Consider the following 21,451-nt stretch of genomic DNA (forward strand, 5'->3'; position numbering starts at 1 on the left):
AAATAATATTATGCAAAACCACCAGTTGCAAACTGGCGGGAGCGAGGGGAGCGAGGGATAATATTAATCAAAATTATGTTCAATAATTACTGAATCTACTCTCTGTTGATCCTTTTCTTTACTATTGATATGCCCGATAGTGAAGGCATCGATAGCATATACTACATTTTGACTAGGAGAATAAATATAAGCCATCAATATATAAGGTTTTTTTTCCTTTGAATAAGATAAATAGACCAATTCATTTTTTATTTTAATCCAATAAATAATTTTTAGTAGATAATTCTTATATTGTTCATTATTGTTAAAAATATAGGAACTGTACAAAGTGTTCAAAATCAGTTTCTTTTCTATATCGCTATCAAGGATATGCCATTTTATTAATTCTCTAGTTTTATAATCTTTTTTTATTATTGGATATTTTTGTAATTCTTTTACGGCAATCTTATTTCCAATCCTAAATACTCGAAAACAATCTTGATCAAACGTATTTGGAAACTCATATATGATTTCGACTGAACTATTTTCAAGAGGTAATATATTCTCCATGCCATCTTCCAAACATCCTTTACTGCAAGAGTAGGTCAAAATTATCAGAATATATAAATAAAAAATTTTCATAAAAAATCAAGGATATTTAATACAAATTATTGAAATGAAAGTAAATCTATTTAAGAGGGAGAAATTTTTGAAGTTTTCTTCAGCTCCCACTATACCGATAGCTATCGGTATGCAACTGTTGGCAATTAACTTCATTCCTTATCCTTATACAACTGAACATATTGATTGTCCAAGGTTTCGGAATCTTTATATTTCTCACGGGTTTCTTTTAATTTTTGCTTCATTTCAGCAATTTCATCGGTGTAATTTTCGTCATTGATAAGGTTGTTCATTTCTTGTGGGTCCTTTTTACGGTCGTAAAATTCCCAAACATCTATATCGTGGTAAAAATGTATAATTTTGTATTCTTTTGTTGCAATTCCGTAATGCCTTTTTACGGTATGTTCACCGGGATATTCGTAATAATGATAATACACCGCATCTCTATCCCATTTTTCTTTTTGTCCTATTAATAAAGGTACCAAACTTTCACCTTGCATATCTTTTGGAATATTGGCACCCGCAATTTCCAGAAAAGTTTGGGCAAAATCTAAGTTTTGAACCATCTCATCTTCAGTGGTGCCAGCGGTAATTTTATTGGGCCATTTTATCAATAAAGGTGTTTTAAAAGACTCATCGTACATAAAACGCTTGTCAAACCATCCATGTTCACCTAGGTAAAACCCTTGGTCTGAAGTATAAACTACAACAGTATTTTCTGATAAATTTTCTTCATCTAAATAATCTAACATTCTGCCTACGTTATCATCTACTGACGCTATGGTGCCCAAATAATCTTGCATATAACGTTGATATTTCCACTCCATCAACTGTTTATCGTCCATGTTGGGATAACGATTTTCAAAATCGGCAATAATAGGGTTGTAAATGCTATCCCAGCTACTGCGTTGCTTTGGTGTCATTCTATTTACTTCTGATCTTGCTCCACCGCCTTTAATGTTCAATTTTTTGAGAACTTCTTTATCCAGTTTATTATCATAAGCCAATCTCATGTGCTTTAAAATATTCATTTCGGCGGTGCTGGCTGCAATTCTACCCTCATAATCATCAAAAAGGGTTTCAGGTAGCGGAAAGGTTTTTTTGATAAATTCCTTATAATGTTTTTCGTCAGGATACCACGCTCTATGCGGTGCTTTATGTAAATACATCAAAAGGAATGGTTTGTCCGCTACCCTTCTGTTTTTTAACCAATCTAAGGCTAAATCGGTAGTAATATCGGTTACGTAACCATTTATTGTGGTATCACCTTTTTGTGTAATAAACTGGGGATTATAATAACTGCCTTGACCGGGCAGGATTTTAAATTCGTCAAAACCTTTTGGATTGTTTCCAAAATGGAGTTTTCCAAACATTGCGGTTTGATACCCTGCCTTTTGCAGTAATTGCGGAAATGTAACATTAGTAGTATCAAATGCACTTAAATTATCAATTTTCCCATTTAAATGGCTGTGTTTTCCAGTAAGGATAACCGCTCGTGACGGTGCACAAATAGAATTTGTAACACTAGCATTACTAAAAAGAATTCCTTCATTGGCTATTCTGTCAATATTTGGTGTTTGTATTAACTTATCGGAATATGCACTTATGGCTTGGTAAGCATGATCGTCAGACATGATGAAGACGATGTTGGGTTTTTCTTTGTTTGAAGCTTCGGAGAACACAGTATTCTTGTCCTTTTGTTCCTCTTTACAGGAAAAAGCAACGAAAACGAGTATTAAAATTAACAGGATATGTTTCATCTATATAAAAATTAAATAATTATTTCTTAATCAGTTATTTATGTTGGTTGGTAACAGCCATTGTTTACCAAATGCCCACCTGCCAGCCGCAGGCAGGTTATGGGCTTTCATAATATGTTATTTTAAAGCCATTCAAATTTATTGATTTTAAATTAGCTTTACACATAGTTTATAAAATTTTAGTTTATGACTGTTATTTCGCATTGTAAATCCAAAAAATCAGCATTATTTTTAAATAGTTTATAAAAAACACTATAAATCATTAGAAAAAATTTGTTAATTTAAATTTTAAGTATAGATTTGTGCTTTCAAACAGCGAAGATGAAACTTAACAACACTTGGCAAGCTTATTTTTACTTCTTTTATTTTTATAAAATGAAGCGAGGCTTTGTTGGTGTTTTTGAACAATAATTTACAAACACAATAATATAAAAGCCTCGTTAATTCGAGGCTTTTTTTTGCCCCACCCGGAATTGCCAAAAAGCAATTCCGACCTCCCCTTTTGGGAGGTAACCTTTAGTAAAAAGGTATTGGGAAATTATATTAATTAAAGATGAATATTGCAATTCAGGGTATATTAGGCTCTTTTCACCACATTGTGGCAAACAAATATTTCGGCAAAGAAATTGCTTTGACCGAGTGTTTGTCCTTTGATGAAATGCCGCAACTTATTAATGCCAATAAAGTTGATGGTGCGGTTATGGCAATAGAAAACACCTTGGCAGGTTCAATTTTATCAAATTATGCATTAATTAATGAATTCGATTTAAAAATACAGGGCGAGGTGCATTTACCCATTCAACATAATTTAATGGCGTTGGAAGGTCAATCTCTAACCGATATAAAAGAAGTGTGGTCTCACCCAATGGCAATTTTACAGTGCAGAAAATTCTTCAGGGATCATCCTGAAATTAGATTAGTTGAGGAAACTGATACTGCCGAAGTTGCCAAACAGATTCAAGATAAGAAGCTCAAAGGTATTGCGGCCATAGCGAGTAAAAAAGCCGCTGAAATATATAAGTTGAATATTATTGAAAGTAAAATTCAAACACGTAAGCAAAATTATACCCGTTTTTTTATTTTGAAGAAAAATAATGGTGCTATCGTAACACCAAATGTAATCAATAAGGCATCGTTGCGGTTTATAACTCATCACCATACAGGAAGTTTGTCAGACGTTTTGCGTATTTTTGCCGACTTCAATATGAATTTATCTAAAATACAATCGCTACCCATTATTGATGATCCTTGGAACTATGCCTTTTTTGCAGATGTTATTTTTGATGATTATGGGTTGTTTCAAAAAGCCATTGGACAGGTAAAACAAAATGTAAGCGAACTGAAAATATTGGGCGAATACCAACAAAGTAAACGTAAATATGCCAACTAAAGCCAATAGATTACATAGCGTTCAGGAGTATTACTTCTCACAAAAATTGAGGGAAGTCCGTCAATTAAAAGCGGAAGGCAAACCTATTATCAATATCGGTATTGGCAGTCCTGATCTAGATCCGCCAATAACCGTTAGTAGAGCAATGCAGAATGCGTTGGAACAAAATAACATTCACGGTTACCAAAGCTATCAAGGTTTACCTGAATTTAGGGATGCCATTTCTAATTTTTACAATAAGTACTATAATGTTGCCATAGATCCTGAGAACGAGATTTTACCTTTAATGGGTTCCAAAGAGGGCATAATGCACATTTCTATGGCTTTTTTAAACGCTGGAGATCAAGTTTTAATCCCGAACCCTGGTTATCCTACTTATACTTCTGTAACTAATTTATTAGAAGCAGAAACCGTTTATTATGATTTGAACGATGAAAATAGTTGGTATCCTGATTTAGTAGCGTTGGAAAAATCTGATCTATCGAAAGTAAAATTGATGTGGATCAACTATCCGCACATGCCAACAGGAAAAAATGCAACGTTAGAATTGTATGAAGATTTAGTGACTTTTGCCAAAAAGCACGATATTTTATTGATAAATGATAATCCGTACAGTTTTATCTTGAATGATAACCCACAGAGTATTTTAAGTGTTGACGGAGCAAAAGAGGTGGCTTTAGAGCTTAATTCCCTAAGCAAAACCTTTAATATGGCAGGATGGCGAGTGGGGATGCTATTAGGTTCTGCCGAAAACATCCAAACGGTGTTAAAGGTAAAAAGCAATATGGATTCGGGTATGTTTTATGGCATCCAACAAGGGGCAATTGCAGCCTTACAATCAGATCCTAGTTGGTTTGCCAACCTAAATATCATTTACGAAAAACGCAGAAATATAGCCTGGAAAATTGCCGATGCTTTAGGGTGTACTTATGACAAAAACAGCTCTGGACTATTTGTTTGGGCAAAATTACCCATAGGATTAACAGCAGAGCAAACGGCCGATGACTTATTATATACCTATGATGTGTTTTTGGCTCCGGGCACAATATTCGGTTCAAATGGTGAAGGTTATATTAGATTATCACTTTGTGTAACTGAAGAAATATTAATGGAAGTTTTACAGCGTATAATAACCGAGAAGTGATGGAAAAAATTGTTGTCATCGGTTTGGGATTAATAGGTGGCTCTTTGGCCATTGACCTTAAGAAAAATGGCAATCGTCATATTATTGGTCTGGATAAAAATGAGAATCATACCGAAAAGGCATTAGAGTTGAATATCGTTGATGCCGCTGGAACTGAAAATGATATCGCTACAGCTGATATAGTTATTGTTGCTGTTCCTGCGGATGCTATTCCAGCAGTTACAAAAATGGTTTTGGATCGCATTTCGGATAATGCTCTGGTTTTCGACGTGGGATCGGTTAAGGGACAGGTTTGTAGTCAGATTAAGAATCATCCCAATAGAAAGAATTATGTAGCCGTTCATCCAATTGCAGGTACGGAATTTTCAGGCCCCGAAGCTGCTTTTAGTGGATTGTTTACTAATAAGATCAATATTATTTGTGAAAAAAAGGCATCCGACAAGAAAATATTGGAAAAAGCATTGCAAGTGTTTGATGAATTACAAATGCGAATAACCTTTATGAACGCCGATGAGCACGACAAGCATATTGCCTATGTTTCACATTTATCGCATATCAGTGCTTTTATGTTAGGTAAAACGGTATTGGAAATTGAACCTAACGAAAAAAACATCTTTAATATGGCGGGGAGTGGATTCAGGTCTACAGTGCGTTTGGCAAAAAGTTCACCAGCCATGTGGACGCCCATTTTTTTACAAAACAAAGAAAACATTTTAAAATCATTAAATGAGTATATCAAAAATCTGGAAACTTTTAAAACAAAGATTGAAGAAGGCTCAAATGAAGAAGTTTTTGAAATTATGGAGAATACCAACCGTATAAAAAACATACTAGACGGTATTGTTAAGTAGGTAACTAATTAATAATCAATAGATAATAAAAATAAATAGTAATAATAGAATACACAGTAGTATTTAATAGAAACAGTAGAAATTATGGAAAAAACAGATTTTTCAATATGGTTAAAGAAAATGGAACTTAGCCATCCTTTGGTAATTGCAGGTCCATGTAGTGCAGAAACAGAAGAGCAAGTGTTAAAAATTGCTCATCAATTAAAAGATACAGATGCTACTGTATTCAGAGCAGGTATTTGGAAACCTAGAACACGTCCAGGTAATTTTGAGGGTAACGGTGTTAAGGCTTTACCTTGGCTAGCCAAGGTAAAAGAAGAAACAGGAATGCTCACAACCGTTGAGGTTGCCAATGCGGAACATGCTAAATTAGCCATCGAATTTGATATTGATATTATTTGGATCGGTGCGAGAACTACTGTAAATCCGTTTGCGGTTCAGGATATTGCTGATGCATTAGCTGGTACTGACAAGATTGTATTGGTAAAAAACCCTATAAATCCCGATTTGGAATTGTGGATTGGTGCCATTGAACGTTTACATACTATGGGTATTAAAAATTTAGGAGCTATTCACAGAGGTTTCTCATCATTTAAAAAGACCAAATACAGAAATACACCGCAATGGCAAATACCAATTGCGTTAAAACAAAGATTCCCAACATTGCCAATAATTAACGATCCATCGCATATTTGTGGTGAGCGTGATGGTATTTTTGATGTATGCCAAACTTCTTTAGATTTAAAATTTGAAGGTTTAATGATTGAAACACATTTTGACCCAGACAATGCTTGGAGTGATGCCAAACAGCAGATTACACCAGCCAGATTAAATGAAATAACCGAACAACTCAAAGTTCGTAAAGGAAGGGTTGAAGATAAAGACGCTGTGGAAAAACTAAGTAATTTAAGAGCACAGATCAACGTATTGGATAAACAATTAATTGAGTTGTTGGCCGATAGAATGGGCGTTGTGGAAGGTATAGGTAAAGTAAAAAAAGAGAGTAACGTAGCTATTTTACAACGTAGCCGATGGGCAGAAGTTATGCAGGGAATGGTAAAAGAAGGAAATGAGCATGGGCTTAGTGAAGATTTTATTGAAAAAATTTTCAAGTCTATACACCAAGAGTCTATTGATCATCAAGAGAAGATTGTGAAAGGGTAAAATAAGTTGGCAGTAAGCAGTAGCAGTGGGCAGTTTTAGCTCCTGTAAGTTTTAAGCCTTGGCAAAAGCGATGGAAAACCTGACAGGTGTGGTATCCATCAAGTTCAGAAGAACTAGGCCAATATATAACGACCTGCAAGGTTTCTTCTTCGACCGCCGAAGCATTTAGCGGAGGAGATTAACCTTGTAGGTCTTTTTAATTATAGTTTTATTGGGAAATTTTATTAATTTTAACAGGAATATACTGCCCTAAAAGTAGATAATGTCAAGCACCAAAACCGATATAGATTTAACTACATCCAATCTATGGACTGATATTATAGTTATTAGACTCTCAGCTATGGGCGATGTTGCTATAGTTGTGCCTGTGTTAAGGGTTTTGGTAAAAAGATATCCTGAACTAAAAGTTACCATGGTTTCTAGGGCATTTTTCAAGCCACTTTTTGATGATATTCCTAATGTAACTTTTTACGATGCCGATGTAAAAGAGACACACAAAGGTGTTTTGGGATTACATAAATTAAGCAAAGAGCTTAAAAAACTAAAACCCAATAAAATAGCCGACCTGCACAATGTACTTCGTTCCAAGATGTTGCGATTTTTTCTTGTGGGAATTAAAAATGTCGTAATTGATAAAGGTAGGGCAGAAAAAAAAGCTTTGACACGACCAGAAAACAAGGTTTTTAAACAATTAAAATCATCGCACGAACGCTATGCCGATGTTTTTAGGAAGTTGGGATATCCAATTGATTTGGAAAATCCCGTTTTTCCATCAAAGAAAGATTTGACCGATATCCCCTTCCCTTGGGGAAGGGTTAGGGATGGGAAATGGATTGGCATAGCCCCTTTCGCACAACATCAGGGCAAAATGTATCCGTTGGATTTGATGGGAAAAGTAATTGAGCAATTAGTGAAATCCAACAATTATAAAATTATGCTCTTTGGTGGTGGAGCAGACGAAATAAAAGTATTAAGCAAATTAGAAAACCGTTTTGAAAACACCATTTCTGTTGCTGGAAAGCTAGATTTTAAGGAAGAATTGGCTTTAATTTCCAATTTAGACGGCATGCTTAGCATGGATTCCGCCAATGGCCATTTAGCTGCTATGCAAGGTGTTAAAACCATAACCGTTTGGGGCGTAACACATCCTTACGCAGGATTTACACCCTTTAACCAACCGATGGAACATCAAATTCTACCTGATTTTGAAAAATATCCTAAATTACCATGTTCCATTTACGGAAATAAAGTTTTCGAAGGATACGGAGATGTAATGCGGAGTATAAAGCCTCAAACTGTGGTCGATAAAATTGAGGAGTTAATTTAAATATTACCTGTCATTCAGAGTTTTTTGTCAGTAGCCTAAGACAGACAAAAAGCGAAGAATCTTTTGAAAGTAACTGAAATTACAATTGTTAGCTTTTGTAACGGTATAATGTTTGATACATACAAATTATGAAACTATATATACCCTTTTTGATTATCATCCTATTATCCTGCAAAAAGGAAAATACGAAGCAAAATATTTTTACCTCAATTACTACATCCATCACACAAGAAAATCTTATAAATCCTGACGGAAAAACATTAAAGACCAGATTTAATCCACCGAAAGGTTATAAACGAGATTCGCTTCAAGCACACACTTTCGGCTATTTTCTACAAAACTATCCTTTAAAAAAACACGGTAAAAAAGTACAACTATTCAACGGAAATCTTAAAAATCGTCAAGATGTTCACGCTGCTATTTTTGACATTAGTGTTGGCAAACGCGATTTACAACAATGTGCAGATGCCACTATGCGTTTACGTGCGGATTATTTATACGAACAGAAGAAATACGACAGTATCCGATTCAATTTTACTAACGGATTTGACGCCAAATACAGTAAATGGAGAAACGGACAACGCATATCTGTTAAGGGCAATAAAGTAAGTTGGTATAACGGCGGAGAAAAAAGCGATTCACGTAGTAATTTCGATAAGTACTTAACCATGGTTTTTAGCTATGCAGGAACGTTGTCCTTAGCAAAGGAAATGCAAAAGGTCAATTTAAAAGACTTGCAAGTTGGCGATGTTTTTATTCAAGGTGGTAGTCCTGGACATGCGGTTATTGTGGTTGATATAGCTAAAAACGAGGAAGGTAATAAAATGTTTTTATTGGCCCAAAGCTATATGCCCGCACAGGAAATTCATATATTAAAGAATTTTAATGATACCAATATTAGCCCATGGTACAATGCAGATGGTTTAGAACAACTCCGCACCCCTGAATGGAATTTTACTAAAAATGATTTAAGAACATGGTAGAAACGTTGCATCACAACGTTTTTTACACCACCCAGGCAACCATTTCCATTTCCAACACGTCTATATTTATAGAAAACAAAACCATTGAAAATCATTTCACTTTATACCAACGAAAAGCAATTGATTAAAAAAGCCGCTTCTGCTAACAGACAGGCACAGCAGGCCTTGTATGAAAAATATGCTCCAAAAATGTTGAGTGTTTGCAGGCAGTACATTAAAGACTTGCAATTTGCCGAAGATGTTATGATTAACGGATTTGTAAAAGTTTTTAAATATTTAAGTTCTTTTAGGCATGAAGGTAGTTTTGAAGGTTGGATTCGAAAAATAATGATTAGGGAATCTATTTCTTACCTCAGAAAACAACAATTTGTAGTTTATGACGATGAGGTTTTTGAACGTAATGATGACTTAGGTACTTTACAATCTTCTGAATTAGATGTAGCCCACATTCAATTGTTAATTGATGCGTTGCCCACTGGCTACAAAACGGTATTTATACTCAATACTGTTGAAGGTTATAAACATCAAGAAATTGCTAAAATGCTCGATATTACTGAAAGTACGTCCAAATCGCAATTGTACAAAGCCAGAAAAATGCTACAAGAAAAATTAAAGCAACAAAAAATTATAGGTTATGGCACCAAATAAATTTGAACAACATATAAAAGAGGAGCTAAATAAGCGTGAAATACAGCCAAAAGTTTCATCATGGGATAAAATTTCCCAAAAATTGGATAAACCACAAAAACAACGAAAGCCCAAGTATTTATGGTGGGGAATTGCAGCTAGTTTTGCTGGATTAATAATTATTTCTACCATTTATTTCAATGCTAAAAAATCTAATATGGATGGAAATAGTACTATAGTTGATACTGATAAAGATAGCATTGAAATCAAGAGTGACATTTACGATAAAGCGATCGAAAGTTCAGAAGAAAACCAAATTGCAGATACACCTATTGATAAACAAAATAATATTAAAGAGTTGTTGGATAAAAACACTAAAATAAAGTCGGAAAGACCAAATGGAAATCCTCAAAAAAATGCAATTACCGAGGTTGCGATAGTAAATCCTCAAATGGGAGTAGTGACTAACAATGATATTTCTAATCAAGAAGAATTAATACAGCAAAAGATTGCTGAAGTAGTTGCCAAAGTGGAAAACTTAGAACAAAACCATAAAACCTTGACAGATTTAGAAGTTGATTCCCTAATTCTACAAGCTCAAAAAGAAATACTCCAAAATAAATTATTTCGCCAAAACCAAACCGTTGATGCTATGGCTTTGCTTAATGAAGTAGAAGACGAATTGGATAAACCTTTAAAAGATCAGCTTTTCGATTTGCTAAAAAAAGGAATATTCGAATCTAGAAACGCCATTGCAGCAAGAAATAATTAAACCTTAAAGATTTTATTAATAATTATTGTACTAATTCGCCTCAAACGATAGTAATAACAAATAAATCAATTTATTATGAAAATTATGATACACCTATTGGTCGCTCTTATTTTATTGATCGTTCAAAGTTTAGCTGCTCAAGATTATCAAAAGACGAGTATAGAAATCTTAAAAGAGCAAAAAGAAAGAATAGTAATGCAAGAAAAAGAGGTTTTAAAAAAAGAAGTTCAAACTATTAATAAACGCTTAGAAAACAAGGAAATAACTAAAGATGAAGCTCAAGACTTAAAAGAAGAACTAGCAAAAAAACATGCCTTGAATATTGAAAATAGAATAGCTATAATTGACAACAAGATAGCTTTATTGGAAAGAAATGATGGAACCTTAAGTGAAATTGATTCTTCACCACCAGTTAGTGTTGAAATAGGTATTGGTGCAAAAAGTAGGGACAACGATTATGTTTTTGGGATGTTGGTTCAAGACAAAAGACAAAAAAAAATAAAATACGACCGAAAAACTACATCAGACTTAATTATAGCCTTTGGCTTAAACAATGCGTTGATAGATAATCAGTCTTTTGATGATTCACCTTATAAAATTGGTGGAAGTCGCTTTTTTGAATTGGGTTGGGCTTGGCAAACACGAGTATTTAAAAATTCAAACTTTTTAAGACTTAATTACGGATTATCATTTCAGTTTAACGGATTAAAACCTAAGGACAATCAATATTTTGTTGATAATAATAATCAAACAGAATTACAAGAATTTCAATACAACCTTAAAAAAGCAAAATTACGTATGGACAATCTGGTGTTTCCCATTCATTTTGAATTTGGCCCATCAAAGCTCAGAAAAACAGAGCATAGTATTAGATACTCAACACATAGAAATTTTAAGTTCGGGATAGGTGGGTATGCCGGTTTTAATTTAGGGACGCGTCAAAAATTAAAATATCAAATAGATGGAGATAAAGTAAAAGACAAGATAAAACGCGATTACAACACAACCAATTTTGTTTATGGACTAAGTACATATGCTGGTTTTGGCGACACAACTTTATATTTAAAATATGATTTAAACCCTATTTTTAAAGACGCTTTGGTTGAACAGCATAATATTTCATTAGGACTGCGTTTTCATTTATAGAATTAATTTGAAACTAAAAAACCTCCGAGATGGAGGTTTTTTTTAAACTTTTATGTTCTTGTAATTTAGTCCTCAGCAGGAATACGTAATACCTGACCTGGATAAATTTTATCAGGATGCGTTAACATTGGCTTATTTGCTTCAAATATTACAGGATATTTCATAGCATTTCCGTAATAGGTTTTAGCAATTTTGCTTAAAGAGTCACCACTAACAACGGTATGAAATTGAGCTTCAGGCTCTTGAACAGCAGTTGTCATTCTATCATCAACACTTGCTATACCTTCAGTATTACCTACAACCAACACCACTTTTTCGCGAGTAGCTTGATTTTCAGCTTCACCATAAACAGTTGCTAAATCACCGTCAACAGTTATATCCAAATCAGTTACACCAAAGCCCAATGCCTCAACTGCATCTACCAATTTACCAGCTTTTACCCGAGCTAGCTCAGCAGCCTTTGCCGCATCTTCGGCAGCTTCTTCTTCTGTGGTTTTGCCAATGCCAAAAACTTTTGCTCCAGCATTTTTAATAAATGAAAATAATCCCATAATTTAATTTTGTTTTAATTGATTAATAAATAGTATTCAGTTTGTGAAGATACAATATTTTTAAAAATTGCAGAAGTTTTCTACATTAAAATAACGATTAAAATTCCTAGTAAAAGTGTATTTTTGTATAAAGCTCACTTTTATGATAATTCACAATTTTGAAGATAACAACTCTATTTTAAATCAATTTGTAGCGGAAATAAGAGATGTTGATGTTCAAAAAGATGCTATGCGATTTAGAAGAAACATTGAACGCATAGGTGAAATTTTATCTTATGAATTGAGCAAAACACTAAGTTATAAGTCAAAAAATGTACAAACTCCTTTAGGAAACAAAAAAGTTTCGGTTTTACAAGACGAATTGGTACTATGCTCCATTTTAAGAGCTGGGTTTCCGTTGCACCAAGGCTTATTGAATTATTTTGATAGTTCAGAAAATGCCTTTGTTTCAGCCTATAGGCATCACCCTGAAGGTAGTGATGATTTTGAAGTAATTGTAAATTATTTAGCTGCCCCATCTTTAAATAATAAAATTTTATTGTTGGCGGACCCGATGCTGGCTACCGGAAAAACATTGGAAAATGTACTAAAAGCCATTAAAAATCACGGTACACCTAAACAAATTCATATTTTATCGGTAATAGGCTCAATACAAGGGGTAAATTATATAAAAAGAGTTTTTCCAAAAAATACGCAGTTGTGGATTGCCTCAATTGATGATAAATTGAATGCCAGAGGATATATTTTGCCTGGCTTGGGCGATGCGGGAGATCTTTCTTATGGGGAAAAATTATAAGAAAAAAGAGACAATGGCTCCAACAGCAAATAAATATAGAAACACATCTTTAAACCATTTTTCTTTTACCATTTGCAAGTAATTGGTGAAAAGAACTGCTGTTGGAAAAAATAGGAACAAAAATTCAGAACCATCTTTTATTGGTGCGGGTATTATTATTAAAATACTTAGTATTAAATGTGTAATCAAAACATACCATGAATTTTTTAGCTCACTGTTAAAAGTTATAATTTTTAATGTAGTTGGAATAATAACCCAAATAACAAACCCAAATAACAAAGCCACCGGAATTAACAAATTTAGATTATTGTAATTTGTAAATAAGAAATTTGAGTTTAAAGCAATATCGAATGTTTCAAACTCATCAATTAATATAAGATAAGAAATATAGATTATAAAAGGTGTTATTAAACCAACCAAAGGTATAATTACATTTCTAATGGTTCGTTTGTTAAAGTTGGTAATTGCCGTATATGGCAAAAGTATATATAAAATACACCAAGGGTAAATTAAAGCTGCAATACCGATATAAAACGAGCTGTCAAATAATTTTTCTTTAGGATTTTTAATGGTTCTTAAACTATAAATTCTTCTAAAAGCTAATAATAAAATGAAATGGGATATTATTACGGTAAAATTAGCGGTAACTTTAGGAAACATGGCAATAAAGATTACCGTCAAAAACAAATCATACGCATTATCTTTTATCAAACCGTTTTTTTTAGTAATAAACTGAACTAAAAAAAGCGTGAGCAAAAGCAAGATTAAAATGCTCAACCTATTTAAAAAGAAAATTAAGGTGAAATCAACTTCTGGAAGTGAAAAAATAGCAGCTACAATTACCAATGTTAACAAAATAAAAATCGTAAAAGTTGTTATTGGTGTTGATTTATTAAAAAAATTGGCAATCATTGGTAATTATTCATATTTTTGCCCTGTAAATATACTTAAGATATGATTGCAAACAATATTTTTAGAGCTTTAGGCGATTTTTTCACAAATGTTTTATTTGTACCATATGATTTTTTTAGATCTATGGATGGTTGGTGGACATCTAATATATTTAATACTATAATAGTGCTTTTAGGTTTTATTGCAACTTTTTATTGGTTGGGCAAAATGGTAAAACATCAAAGAGAAAATAGTCTTTAACAAAAGCATATTTTGGGAAGTAAAAACAAATTAAAACGCTTTCGAGAGAATGAAACGTTTGCAAATGTTTTACAACCTTCTCGAAAAGAAATTTTTGATGGTTTTCATTTAAAATCTAAGTGGAACACTTTTTTTAAAAATAACAATCCTATTGTTTTAGAATTGGGTTGTGGCAAAGGCGAATATACTGTGGCTTTGGCCAAGCAAAATCCGCAAATAAATTATATAGGTATTGATATAAAAGGGGCACGTTTTTGGCGTGGTGCCAAGACCGCTTTGGAAGACAACCTTAACAATGTTGCTTTTCTCCGCACCCAGATTGAGTTGATAGATTTGTGCTTTGCCGACAACGAGATTAGTGAAATTTGGATTACCTTTCCTGATCCTCAAATTAAGTTTAAGCGAATGAAACATCGTCTTACGAACCCCGAATTTCTAAAAAAATACCAGCAAATACTTAATGATAAAGGGATAGTTCACCTAAAAACCGATAGCGAGTTTTTACACGGATACACACTAGGTTTATTACAAGAAGGAGGGCATGACATTATTTATGCCCATCATGACATATACAAGAACCATCACAGTCCGTTGGAGGTTATAAATATCCAAACTTTTTACGAAAAACAATTTTTAGAGCAAGACAAAGCTATAACTTATACTAAATTTAGAACTAACTACTAACGTTCTAAATATTTTTTATATTTTTATTCCTTAAGATGAAGGAAGATAATTTTTTTGAAAAAGTATATAAAGTTGCTAGGAGAATTCCTTATGGCAGAGTTACCTCTTACGGAGCAATAGCCAAACATTTAGGTGCTGCTAAGTCTGCTAGAATGGTAGGTTGGGCTATGAACGCAAGTGGCCTTGACGATACGATACCAGCTCACAGAGTTGTAAATAGAAATGGGATTTTAACAGGCAAGCATCACTTTAACGGAATTAATTTAATGCAACAACTATTGGAAAACGAAGGAATCGAGGTAAAAGATGCTAAGATTATAAACTTTGAGACGGTTTTTTGGAACCCAAAAGAGTAAATGTTAAAAAACAAACAATATTTTTAATAAATTTAAGTTTTAATAGTGTTTTTAAATAATGCTATTGCATATTTTTTACTAAATTGCGACCCAAAAGGGAGAGTACATGAAACTATCTTATAAATTATTTACATTAATCATACTTTTTTCAACATCTAGTGCCTTTGCACAGTTAGAGTTAAGTCATGAATTTGGAATTACCACAGGACCAGTTACCATGCAAACAGATTATGGTGAAAGGCATCATTTACCGAGTAGTACGGCTACTAGTTTCGGTGTGGCGGCAGTTCATTATTTAAGTTTTTATGGTAGTAACTACAATTGGAGAAATGGGGCCAGTTATTTTTCTGATCATTTTAAATTAAAAACGGAGGTGTCTTACTATTTTAACAATAGTCTAGAACACAAAGGGCGTTATGTGCAGGATGGTGCAAACAATCCAATAGTAGATGAGTTAAGAGCCATGAAAGGTAAAACCAAATCTCTCAACTTTGGTACTAGCTTAGAATATTATTTTAAGAATTTAGAAGATTATGGTCTTTTATTTAATGATGACGATAGATTTGCACCTTATATAAGTGCAGGAATCCAATTCAACATTTTTACTCCAGAACTTACATCTGACCTTGGAGATTGGACTACTAACCCTTCGGTTTTACCTGAAAAATGGCAAGACCAAGTATATGTTGGTAAACAAAATGCGTTTTCTATGACTATGAGTGCTGGTACGCGTTACAAACTAAATAATTTTGATTTGGTTTTAGATGCAAGATGGCAATACTTCTTTACTGATAAATTTGATGGGCTAGATTCTAAAAAAGATAATTCTAGTAAGTTCAATGACACTTTAATTTATTTTAGTGTAGGTGTTGTTTTTGACATGGAAACCTTTGCAAGAAAATATTAATCTAAGGCATTTTTTAAATCCTCTAAGAGGTCGTCAATATCTTCAATACCTACGCTCAATCTTATTAAGTTGGTAGTTATACCTATCTTTTCTCTTTCAGTTTCGGGAATGGAGGCATGCGTCATTGTTTCTGGATGATTTACCAAACTCTCAACCCCGCCTAAAGATTCCGCTAAGGTAAATACCTTAAAACTTTCCAATATTTTAAAAGTTGCACTTTTATTTTCATTCTTTAATTTGAAAGATACCATTCCGCCAAAACTTTTCATTTGTTTTTTAGCAATAGCGTAATTTTTATTGCTATGTAATCCAGGGTAAAAAACTTCGCTTACCTTTGGGTGTGATGATAGGTATTCAGCTACCGCTAGTCCATTTTCGCTATGGCGTTGCATTCTTAAATGAAGTGTTTTAATACCTCTTAAAGCTAAAAAACTATCCTGAGGGCCAGCAATTGCCCCGCCTGCAAACTGTATAAAATGAATTTTTTCTGCTAGTTCCTTATCTTTTACCATTAAAGCACCCATAACCAGATCAGAATGGCCTCCTAGATATTTAGTGGCAGAGTGCATCACTATGTCAGCACCCAAATCTAATGGCAGTTGCAAGTAGGGTGTAGCAAAAGTGTTGTCAACGGCAATTAAAATAGAACTATCAATAGCCTTAACATTTTTAGAAATTTGCTCAATATCTGCTACTTTCATTAACGGATTGGTAGGTGTTTCCAACCATATTAACTTTGTATTTTCATTGATATAATTTTCCACGTTTGAAGCGTCTTCCATATTTACAAAATGGAATTTTATACCGTATTTTTCGAATAATTTGGTAAACATTCGGTATGAACCACCATACAAATCGTCTCCGGCAATAACTTCATCTCCAGGGTTCAGCAGTTTTATAACACAATCCGTAGCGGCCAAACCCGATGAAAACGCAAAACCGTGAGTACCATTTTCAATTGCAGCAAAATTGTTTTCTAAAGCTGTTCTGGTAGGGTTTGCGGCCCTAGAATATTCATAGCCTTTATGTTTGCCGGGACTGCTTTGTGCAAAAGTAGATGTTTGATATATTGGAGGCATTACCGCCCCAGTTGAAGGGTCGTGTTGTTGACCTCCGTGTATGGTTTTTGTGTTGAATTTCATGTAATATTGTTGATTGAGAATTTAAAATGCAAATGTAGCACTATTAAACTAATTTTTTTAAAGCTAGGATGTATCCTAAGTGAATACCTTCGTGAAAGTTATTGAATTCAATGGCATCCGAAATGGAATTTAAGGTAACATTGGCACTTGTAGTGTAAGACCGATAGGTTTTAAAAGTTCCATTTTCATAATCTTGCACAAATTTATCAGGTAAAGATAAAAACCGTGTTTTTATTTGTTCAAATTCTTCCAGGTCAATATCATTTTTCGGAGCTGTACCCTTTTTATATTTTTCGACCATTTCATCTGAAATATATAATGGCAGTCCAGAAAACCTGTAACATAACAACTGATGTGTAACCACTAAATGAGCCACATTCCAAACAATATTGTTTTTAAACCCTGTGGGAATTTTATTAAGCTGCTTTATAGTTAAACCATCGATTATTTTGAGAATTAAAAGCCTATTTGCCTTTAAAATATCAAATTGTTTATCCATATTATTTAATTTAGCGTGAAAATAATGCTTTAAATTTTAAATCCACCTTAATGAAAAAAATATATTTTTTAAAAACCTGTGATACTTGTCGAAGAATTTTAAAAGAAATTAATACGGACAGATTTGTCCTTCAAGAAATTAAATCTGACCCGATTACGGTTAAACAATTAGAAGAAATGTACGCTTTAACCAATAGTTATGAAGCATTGTTCAGTAAACGTTCCAAAAAGTATGCAGCAATGGATTTAAAAAATCAAACCTTATCGGAAAAAGACTATAAACGTCTAATTTTAGACGAATACACGTTTTTAAAACGCCCTGTAATTATTGTTGACGGTAAGATTTTTGTGGGAAATGCTAAAAAAACGATAGAAGCGTTAAAAAATCAGCTTAAATAATCATTTTTTAGCGTACAACATCGGGTTAAGCTCATCATCATTGTACATTTTCATCTGTTTATAAACTTTCATATATTTTTTTCCTTCTGAAATGTCGTTCAATAATTCGTCAATAGCGGTACTTAAATCTACGCGTTGCTCCAAAAGAACATCTAATTTTTGTTGGCAGTTTGCCCTATGTTCTTCAGAAGCCGATGTTCTGTTGGCTTCCTCTTTCATATGATAGATTTTAAGTGCCAAAATAGACAAGCGGTCTATGGCCCATGCCGGACTTTCGGTATTGATAGTTGCATTGGATTTGACGTTAACACCCTTATAAATATCGAAGTAATAACTATCAATATACTCAACCATATTGGTTCGATCTTGATTTGAAGCATCGATTTTTCGCTTTAAGATCAATGCCTCTTTAGGATTGATATCCGGTAAACGGATAATGTCCTCGTAATGCCATTGCACGGTATCTATCCAACATTTTCGGTAAAGTAAATGTTCCAATGTATTTTTGCCATAAGGATTTTCAAAAGGCTGGTCAACTGAATCTTTAATATGGTACTTTTCTATAACTTTATCAAAAAGGGCATTAAAATCTGATGTTTGCATGTTTTTATGAGAATTTTCTTTCAATAATAGTAATTAACCTTGCTTCATACTCTTCTTTTCCTGCCCAGTCATATTCTGGTTTAATTTGGTTGTAAATAAAATCTTTTGCTTCTTTTTCAGATTTCAAGGTATTCAATTGAGATAAAACTCTATTGAAATCGGCTTGACTGAAATTGAACAGGTTCTTTACAAATGCAATTCTGTCGTTCAGCCCTATTTGGATAGTTTTATTGAACATTTTATCGTTCAGTGTTTTCTTTTCGTTAGGTTTATCGTCATCGTCAAAAAGCGTTGAGGTCTTATCGGCTGAAACCGAATCCCTAAATTCTTCTTTAGAACTTATTTGATTGGCTCTTAGCCCTTTAATATCTATTTTTACCTTATCGAAAGTAGGTTCGAAAAGACTTTTTTTCTTCCACTTCCTTTTTTGGCTCTAAGGGCTTTACTACAGGTTTTGCTATGGGTATTATAGAAGGCTCAGGTTTGTTGACCACAGGTATTTCAGCACTTTTTTTCTCTATTTTGGTTTGAACTTCAGAAATAAGTTGCTCCTTGGATTTTTGAAGATTTGGCGTTGTTGCCACATAATCATCTACAAAAGCAAGCACAGAGAGTTTTTCGTAGAGCAATCTTGCCTTTTCTTGCAGGGCCAAAGCCTCATCCCTATTTTTCATTTGTAAAATGCTATGAGCTAGACTCACTAACTCTGCTTCTAGTTTTTTGTGCATAAAATGATAATTTTATTTATGTTGTAGGACTAATTTTTAATAGATTTGTTAAGATTCTAAAATCTAAAACAAGTTACTATTATAACAACGCTTAAAATTACAAAATGTTTCTCGAAAATACGGTAAATCAAGCAGAACAATTTGGTTGGATAGAAGTTATCTGCGGTTCTATGTTTTCGGGTAAAACAGAAGAATTAATTCGAAGACTTAAAAGAGCTCAGTTTGCAAAACAAAAAGTAGAGATTTTTAAACCCACGATTGACAAGCGTTATGATGAGGACAATGTGGTTTCGCACGATGCCAACGAGATTAGATCTACCCCGGTTCCAGCTGCTGCGAATATTAGAATTTTGGCCAATGATGTGGACGTGGTGGGTATTGATGAAGCCCAGTTTTTTGACGATGAAATTGTAGCCGTTTGCAATGATTTGGCAAACAGGGGAGTTAGGGTAATCATAGCTGGATTGGATATGGATTTTAAAGGTAATCCGTTTGGGCCAATGCCAGCATTAATGGCAACGGCAGAATATGTTACCAAAGTACATGCGGTCTGTACAAAAACGGGAAATTTGGCTCATTACAGCCATAGAAAAATAAAAAATGACAATGTAGTTTTTTTAGGAGAGACCGAAGAATACGAACCTTTGAGCAGGGCAGCATATTACAAGGAAATGTTACAAGAAAAGGTAAAAAACATGGAAGTGAAAGATGCTCAAAAAATCACACCTAAACCTGAGCAATAAATGAGCGAAACGCAAGAAACGGTTTTAGAAATCGACCTCAAGGCACTTCAGCACAATTTCGAATACTTAAAGTCAAAACTTCATAAGAACACTAAGACCTTAGCGGTTGTAAAGGCTTTTGGCTATGGAACGGATGCTTGTATTGTTGCCAAACACTTGGAAAAATTAAAAGTAGATTATTTTGCCGTTGCTTATGCTAAAGAAGGAGTTGCTTTACGAGGGGCTGGAATTAAGACACCAATTTTAGTGTTGCATCCTCAAATTATTGATTTTAAGGATATTATCAAGTATTGTTTAGAACCTAATTTATACAGTAAACGTACACTAGAGGCATTTATAAAAGTAGCGGAATCGGAAAATCAAAAGTATTACCCAACTCATATTAAATTCAACACTGGCCTTAACAGATTAGGTTTTAACAGTAATGAAATTGATAGTATAATAGAAAAAACCAATAAAACAAAGTCTATAAAAATTGCATCGATTTTCTCGCATTTGGTTGCAAGCGAAGACTTGAAAGAAAAAGATTTTTCCGAGCAGCAAATCCGAACTTTTAAAGATATCATTAATAAGGTCAAATTAAAAATAGACTATTCGCCACTTTTCCACATGACCAATACTTCTGGTGTTTTGAACTTTCCCAATGCTCATTTTGATATGGTCAGGATAGGAATAGGTTTGTATGGATTTGCAAATGATGAAAAATTGACCAAAAACTTAAAGAATGTAGCTTCGTTAAAATCGATAATATCACAGATTCACACTATAGAAAAAGGACAATCGGTTGGCTATAACAGAGCTTTTAAGGCTAACAAAAACATAAAAACAGCTACTATACCCATCGGTCATGCCGATGGCATTCACAGGGCTTTTGGAAATGGTAAAGCCTCTGTAAAGATTAATGGAGCTAAAGCACCCATTGTAGGAAACGTATGTATGGATATGCTAATGGTAAATATTAGTGAAATAGATTGCGAGGAAGGGGATGAAGTGATAATTTTTAATGATCAAAAAACGATAAACGAATGGGCAGATATTATAAAATCAATACCTTATGAAATTTTGACCACAATTTCTCAACGTGTAAAAAGAATTGTTAAGTAAATGTTAATTTTTGTATATTAGCGG

The 21,451-nt window shown here is 33.6% G+C and carries 26 protein-coding genes; 17 read left to right on the plus strand and 9 right to left on the minus strand.

Annotation, left to right across the window (positions count from 1 at the left end):
- Window positions 1-63 precede the first annotated feature (63 nt).
- Window positions 64-621, minus strand: a complete 558-nt coding sequence (locus tag UMM65_RS14775; protein ID WP_321977642.1) for a hypothetical protein — start codon at window positions 619-621, stop codon at window positions 64-66.
- Between the two features lie 131 nt (window positions 622-752).
- Complete coding sequence (locus tag UMM65_RS14780) at window positions 753-2,360, minus strand: sulfatase family protein (protein WP_321977643.1); 1,608 nt, start codon at window positions 2,358-2,360, stop codon at window positions 753-755.
- A 553-nt stretch (window positions 2,361-2,913) separates the two neighbouring features.
- Here UMM65_RS14780 and UMM65_RS14785 point away from each other — a divergent pair.
- The 9 genes from UMM65_RS14785 to UMM65_RS14825 all read left to right on the plus strand — a co-directional run bounded on the left by UMM65_RS14785 (window position 2,914) and on the right by UMM65_RS14825 (window position 11,764).
- Window positions 2,914-3,750, plus strand: a complete 837-nt coding sequence (locus UMM65_RS14785; protein WP_321977644.1) for a prephenate dehydratase — start codon at window positions 2,914-2,916, stop codon at window positions 3,748-3,750.
- Entirely contained in the window at window positions 3,740-4,894 is a 1,155-nt protein-coding gene (locus UMM65_RS14790; RefSeq protein ID WP_321977645.1) for a pyridoxal phosphate-dependent aminotransferase, read from the plus strand. The genes UMM65_RS14785 and UMM65_RS14790 overlap by 11 nt, the downstream gene beginning before the upstream one ends.
- Window positions 4,894-5,745: a prephenate dehydrogenase gene (locus UMM65_RS14795; RefSeq protein WP_321977646.1), complete on the plus strand. Its 852-nt coding sequence runs from the start codon at window positions 4,894-4,896 to the stop codon at window positions 5,743-5,745. The genes UMM65_RS14790 and UMM65_RS14795 overlap by 1 nt, the downstream gene beginning before the upstream one ends.
- A gap of 84 nt (window positions 5,746-5,829) precedes the next feature.
- Complete coding sequence (locus tag UMM65_RS14800; RefSeq protein WP_321977648.1) at window positions 5,830-6,909, plus strand: bifunctional 3-deoxy-7-phosphoheptulonate synthase/chorismate mutase type II; 1,080 nt, start codon at window positions 5,830-5,832, stop codon at window positions 6,907-6,909.
- Window positions 6,910-7,171: 262 nt separating this feature from the next.
- Window positions 7,172-8,236, plus strand: coding sequence for a glycosyltransferase family 9 protein (locus UMM65_RS14805; protein ID WP_321977650.1), 1,065 nt, complete (start codon window positions 7,172-7,174; stop codon window positions 8,234-8,236).
- 128 nt (window positions 8,237-8,364) lie between these two features.
- Window positions 8,365-9,219, plus strand: a complete 855-nt coding sequence (locus UMM65_RS14810) for a DUF4846 domain-containing protein (RefSeq protein WP_321977652.1) — start codon at window positions 8,365-8,367, stop codon at window positions 9,217-9,219.
- Between the two features lie 84 nt (window positions 9,220-9,303).
- On the plus strand, window positions 9,304-9,867 hold the full coding sequence (locus tag UMM65_RS14815) for an RNA polymerase sigma factor (RefSeq protein WP_321977654.1): 564 nt from the start codon (window positions 9,304-9,306) through the stop codon (window positions 9,865-9,867).
- Window positions 9,854-10,618, plus strand: coding sequence for a hypothetical protein (locus UMM65_RS14820; protein WP_321977656.1), 765 nt, complete (start codon window positions 9,854-9,856; stop codon window positions 10,616-10,618). The genes UMM65_RS14815 and UMM65_RS14820 overlap by 14 nt, the downstream gene beginning before the upstream one ends.
- Window positions 10,619-10,693: 75 nt before the next feature.
- On the plus strand, window positions 10,694-11,764 hold the full coding sequence (locus UMM65_RS14825; RefSeq protein WP_321977658.1) for a coiled-coil domain-containing protein: 1,071 nt from the start codon (window positions 10,694-10,696) through the stop codon (window positions 11,762-11,764).
- Window positions 11,765-11,829: 65 nt separating this feature from the next.
- Here the strand turns inward: UMM65_RS14825 and lysM are convergent, their stop codons facing one another.
- Entirely contained in the window at window positions 11,830-12,315 is a 486-nt protein-coding gene (gene lysM, locus UMM65_RS14830; protein ID WP_321977659.1) for a peptidoglycan-binding protein LysM, read from the minus strand.
- A 142-nt stretch (window positions 12,316-12,457) separates the two neighbouring features.
- On the opposite strand from lysM, the gene upp reads away from it, so the two are divergent.
- Window positions 12,458-13,111, plus strand: coding sequence for a uracil phosphoribosyltransferase (gene upp / locus UMM65_RS14835; RefSeq protein ID WP_321977661.1), 654 nt, complete (start codon window positions 12,458-12,460; stop codon window positions 13,109-13,111).
- On the opposite strand, the gene UMM65_RS14840 is transcribed toward upp, so the two are convergent.
- Window positions 13,106-14,023 carry a DUF6427 family protein gene (locus UMM65_RS14840; protein ID WP_321977663.1) on the minus strand — a complete coding sequence of 306 codons (918 nt, stop codon included), beginning with the start codon at window positions 14,021-14,023 and terminating at the stop codon, window positions 13,106-13,108. The genes upp and UMM65_RS14840 overlap by 6 nt on opposite strands.
- A gap of 42 nt (window positions 14,024-14,065) precedes the next feature.
- Here UMM65_RS14840 and UMM65_RS14845 point away from each other — a divergent pair, with 42 nt between their 5' ends.
- From UMM65_RS14845 to UMM65_RS14860, 4 genes are all read left to right on the plus strand, one after another.
- On the plus strand, window positions 14,066-14,263 hold the full coding sequence (locus tag UMM65_RS14845) for a DUF6341 family protein (protein ID WP_321977665.1): 198 nt from the start codon (window positions 14,066-14,068) through the stop codon (window positions 14,261-14,263).
- A 12-nt stretch (window positions 14,264-14,275) separates the two neighbouring features.
- Window positions 14,276-14,947, plus strand: a complete 672-nt coding sequence (gene trmB / locus UMM65_RS14850; protein ID WP_321977667.1) for a tRNA (guanosine(46)-N7)-methyltransferase TrmB — start codon at window positions 14,276-14,278, stop codon at window positions 14,945-14,947.
- 35 nt (window positions 14,948-14,982) lie between these two features.
- A complete protein-coding gene (locus UMM65_RS14855; protein ID WP_321977669.1) occupies window positions 14,983-15,303 on the plus strand; it encodes an MGMT family protein in 321 nt (106 codons plus the stop codon).
- 106 nt (window positions 15,304-15,409) lie between these two features.
- Window positions 15,410-16,210 carry a THC0290_0291 family protein gene (locus UMM65_RS14860; protein ID WP_321977671.1) on the plus strand — a complete coding sequence of 267 codons (801 nt, stop codon included), beginning with the start codon at window positions 15,410-15,412 and terminating at the stop codon, window positions 16,208-16,210.
- Here the strand turns inward: UMM65_RS14860 and UMM65_RS14865 are convergent.
- Window positions 16,207-17,352, minus strand: a complete 1,146-nt coding sequence (locus UMM65_RS14865) for a cystathionine gamma-synthase (RefSeq protein WP_321977673.1) — start codon at window positions 17,350-17,352, stop codon at window positions 16,207-16,209. The genes UMM65_RS14860 and UMM65_RS14865 overlap by 4 nt on opposite strands.
- A gap of 43 nt (window positions 17,353-17,395) precedes the next feature.
- Window positions 17,396-17,851 carry a DinB family protein gene (locus UMM65_RS14870; protein WP_321977674.1) on the minus strand — a complete coding sequence of 152 codons (456 nt, stop codon included), beginning with the start codon at window positions 17,849-17,851 and terminating at the stop codon, window positions 17,396-17,398.
- Between the two features lie 50 nt (window positions 17,852-17,901).
- Between UMM65_RS14870 and UMM65_RS14875 the strand changes: the two genes are divergently transcribed.
- Complete coding sequence (locus tag UMM65_RS14875) at window positions 17,902-18,249, plus strand: arsenate reductase family protein (protein WP_321977675.1); 348 nt, start codon at window positions 17,902-17,904, stop codon at window positions 18,247-18,249.
- Here UMM65_RS14875 and UMM65_RS14880 read toward each other — a convergent pair whose 3' ends face one another.
- The 3 genes from UMM65_RS14880 to UMM65_RS14890 form a co-directional block, all read right to left on the minus strand.
- A complete protein-coding gene (locus tag UMM65_RS14880) occupies window positions 18,250-18,852 on the minus strand; it encodes a DUF4254 domain-containing protein (RefSeq protein WP_321977676.1) in 603 nt (200 codons plus the stop codon).
- Window positions 18,853-18,856: 4 nt separating this feature from the next.
- Complete coding sequence (locus UMM65_RS14885; protein WP_321977677.1) at window positions 18,857-19,090, minus strand: hypothetical protein; 234 nt, start codon at window positions 19,088-19,090, stop codon at window positions 18,857-18,859.
- A 142-nt stretch (window positions 19,091-19,232) separates the two neighbouring features.
- Window positions 19,233-19,580: a hypothetical protein gene (locus UMM65_RS14890; protein ID WP_321977678.1), complete on the minus strand. Its 348-nt coding sequence runs from the start codon at window positions 19,578-19,580 to the stop codon at window positions 19,233-19,235.
- Between the two features lie 104 nt (window positions 19,581-19,684).
- On the opposite strand from UMM65_RS14890, the gene UMM65_RS14895 reads away from it, so the two are divergent.
- A complete protein-coding gene (locus UMM65_RS14895; RefSeq protein ID WP_321977679.1) occupies window positions 19,685-20,323 on the plus strand; it encodes a thymidine kinase in 639 nt (212 codons plus the stop codon).
- Complete coding sequence (alr, locus tag UMM65_RS14900; RefSeq protein WP_321977681.1) at window positions 20,324-21,427, plus strand: alanine racemase; 1,104 nt, start codon at window positions 20,324-20,326, stop codon at window positions 21,425-21,427.
- Window positions 21,428-21,451 lie beyond the last annotated feature (24 nt).

This window comes from Aureibaculum koreense, assembly GCF_034296135.1.
Taxonomy (GTDB): domain Bacteria; phylum Bacteroidota; class Bacteroidia; order Flavobacteriales; family Flavobacteriaceae; genus Aureibaculum.